General features: G+C 69.9%; 4 protein-coding genes. 1 reads left to right on the top strand and 3 read right to left on the bottom strand.

The window, feature by feature from the left end:
* The coding region (locus ACWELQ_RS42605; RefSeq protein ID WP_452402663.1) for a wax ester/triacylglycerol synthase family O-acyltransferase at nucleotides 1-694 on the bottom strand (694 nt) is incomplete at its 3' end.
* A 142-nt stretch (nucleotides 695-836) separates the two neighbouring features.
* Nucleotides 837-1562: a HalD/BesD family halogenase gene (locus ACWELQ_RS42600; protein WP_452402662.1), complete on the bottom strand. Its 726-nt coding sequence runs from the start codon at nucleotides 1560-1562 to the stop codon at nucleotides 837-839.
* 194 nt (nucleotides 1563-1756) lie between these two features.
* On the opposite strand from ACWELQ_RS42600, the gene ACWELQ_RS42595 reads away from it, so the two are divergent.
* Nucleotides 1757-2611, top strand: a complete 855-nt coding sequence (locus ACWELQ_RS42595) for an LLM class flavin-dependent oxidoreductase (RefSeq protein WP_452402661.1) — start codon at nucleotides 1757-1759, stop codon at nucleotides 2609-2611.
* A 75-nt stretch (nucleotides 2612-2686) separates the two neighbouring features.
* Here the strand turns inward: ACWELQ_RS42595 and ACWELQ_RS42590 are convergent.
* Nucleotides 2687-2939: hypothetical protein (locus ACWELQ_RS42590; RefSeq protein ID WP_452402660.1), on the bottom strand; the 253-nt coding region annotated here is incomplete at its 5' end.

The raw sequence follows: 2939 nt of genomic DNA, 5'->3' as shown, positions 1-2939 counted from the left end.
CCCCGCCGATGGAGGTGTTGAACATGGTGCGCGGCGCGGTCATCGGCATGGTGAGCCGTCCCTCGATCGCGCCCCGCAACGGCGCGGCGATCGATCCGGTGGCCCGGAGGATGCGCGGCACCGACCGCCGCACCTGCGCCCACGGGCTCTCGGGTTCGGCGCTGTCGTCGCGCGGCACCGGCGGGGTGCCCCACGGCACCGACAGATTGGTGTCGAGCGGATCGTCGGTGAGGGTGCGCTGCAACAGCCGCATGGCCGAGACGCCGTCGATGAGGGCGTGATGCATCTTCATGTAGATGGCGAAGCGGCCGTCGGACAGGCCCTCGATGAGCCGGCCCTCCCACAGCGGCCGGTGCCGATCCAGCAGAATGCCGTGCAACCGCTCGGTGAGATCCAGCAGATCCGCCATGTCGCCGGGCGCGGGTAGGGCGGATCGGCGCAGGTGGTAGCCCAGATCCACGTTCTCGGCATGCGACCAGGCGAGGCTGGAGAAGCCGCCGAGCAGGCGGCTGGGCCGACGGCGGAAGCGGGTGCGCACCTCGGTTTTCGCGGACATGGCCGCGAAGAGCTCGTGGGTGTAGTCGGGCCCCGCGTCGGCGGGCGGCTCGAACAGTTGCAGGCCGCCCACGTGCATGGGGTGTTCACGGGATTCGATGGCCAGGAAGATGGCGTCGAGCGGATTGAGAAGATCCATGGGAGTCGCCTAAGCCGGGTGGGCAGAACTGCCCCGAGCGGACACGGGTGCGGCGACACTGCCCCCCGCTGTGATGGTGAATCAAGTTAACACTCTATCTGATTCGTCGTACCCGGAACGGGCGAGCGTAAACCCCGCCCAGCTACCGCGTGGCGAGTTCGGCCGCCCGCCGATCCGCCTCCCGTTCGGCGTCGGTACGCGAGGCGAAGGCCATCGAGACCGTGGTGCGGCGGCCGTTCACGAAGGGGTGCACGCGGTGCAGGGTGGTGTCGGCGCGCATCAGGTAGAGGTCGCCCGGGTGCAGCTCCCAGGAGTGAATCGGGTTGCGGGTCAAGGTCCGATAGATGTCGTCGTGGTCCCAGTCGCGGTGGGTGTGGGCCACCGTCTGCACGAAGCCGCCGTCGGCCAGCGGCGGGCACTCCACCACCAGGATGAGGGCGAAAGCGTAGTCGTCCCAGTGCCATTGACCCGCGACATCGTCATGGTGGTGCCTGCTGACCCGGTAGCGGCGGTCGTCGGTGCGGGCCAGCACGGGTTCGGTGGCGATGAGGGAGAGGTTGTGCCGCAAGGGTTCACAGTCGTAGAGCGCCGGGATGCAGGCGGCGTGCGCGGCCACCTCCGGCTCGGCCAGCTGCACCCGCTGGCGGGCGCTGCCCTCGCCCTCGGGCAGCAGTTCGCCCCACTGCCGGTGATGGTCGAGCAGGGTCAGCGCCTCGGCGGCGAGCACCCGTTTGACGCGATGCGGCAGCAGGAAACTCAACCGCGCTATTCCGGTCTCCGCCAACCGGTTCCGCGCGTGCGCCAGGGCGGAGGGATCCACCGCGCGGAGATGTTTGTGGGCCGACTCGATCGTGCTGTGAACCTGCACCGCGCACGTCCCTTCGAAAAGACCGGCCCTCGCCCGGGAGGGCCCGTCTCCGATTGTAATTCGTTGCCCGGCAACGACTATGGAATCGGATTGCCGGTTGATCACGATCTGAAACGTGGACCGCCACCCGGAATCGCCGAAAAGACACCCGGTGCCCCGCCCAGCCCCCGTCACGCGGTAGCTTGATATTCGCTATGGCGGATTACGGGCATGAGCTGAGGTTCGGGATCTTCGTTCCGCCCGAGGCGGCGCGCGGACGTTCGCTGCTGCGCCTGGTGCGCCAGGCCGACGAGTCCGGGCTGGAAGTGCTGGCGGTGCAGGATCATCCGTATCAGCCCGCCTTCCTGGACACCTGGACCCTGCTGTCCTATCTGGCCGCGGTCACCCGCAATCTGACCCTCATGCCCGCCGTGGCGAACCTGCCGCTGCGCCCGCCCGCGGTGCTGGCCCGCGGCGCCGCCAGCCTCGACCTGCTCAGCGGCGGCCGGGTCGAACTCGGCCTGGGCGCGGGCGCGTTCTGGGACGCCATCGAGGCCATGGGCGGGACCCGCCGCACGCCTGGCCAGGCGCTCACCGCGCTGCGCGAGGCCGTCGGCGTGCTGCGCGCCCTGTGGGGCGAGGGCGAGCGCACCCACCTACCCGGCGATTTCTACCCCCTGCGCGGCGCGAAACCTGGTCCGGCCCCGGCCCATCCGATCCCGATCTGGCTGGGCGTCTACGGCCCCCGCGCTCTGCGTATGACCGGCGAACTCGCCGACGGCTGGCTCGGCAGCGTCAGCTACGCCCCGCCGGAGAACCTGGCCGCCCTGATGGCCGGCATCGATACCGGCGCCCGCGAATCCGGCCGCATCCCCGCCCTGATCCGCCGCGCCTACGTCATCGACCCGACCATGACGCCACCTCAGCTCACGGATCTGGCTCTCGCCCACGGCCTCAGCGAATTCCTGCTGCCGGTCGACCCGGACGGCGAGGGGCCGACCCGCCACTTCGTCGCAGAGACGGTCCCGGCGGTCAGGTCCGCGGTCGCCACGGCGCGCGCCGGGCATTGAGGCTGGGGGTTCGGGGGCAGCGCCCCCCAAAATCTCGAGGGGGTTCGGGGGCGGAGCCCCTGAGAGCAATGAGAGTTATCTAGCCCCGAAGAATCGGTTGTGCATGATCTGGCGCAGCGGTGACAGGATGCCGTCGAAGCTCACCCGGTCCGCGCGCACGGTATGCATGCTGGTGTCCCCGCGCTTGGGGTCCTCGCAGATCACCCGCAGTTTCTTATTGCTGCCGTGCCCGCTGCCCAGCGTCAGCGTGACCGTGCCGTCCGCGCTCACGGTTCCCCACGGACCGCTCACGTCGGCGGCCGCGATCTGGCACTTGTTGTCCGGCTTC

This window comes from Nocardia sp. NPDC004722 (assembly GCF_053601505.1).
This window is presented reverse-complemented; position numbering and strand designations above follow the sequence as displayed.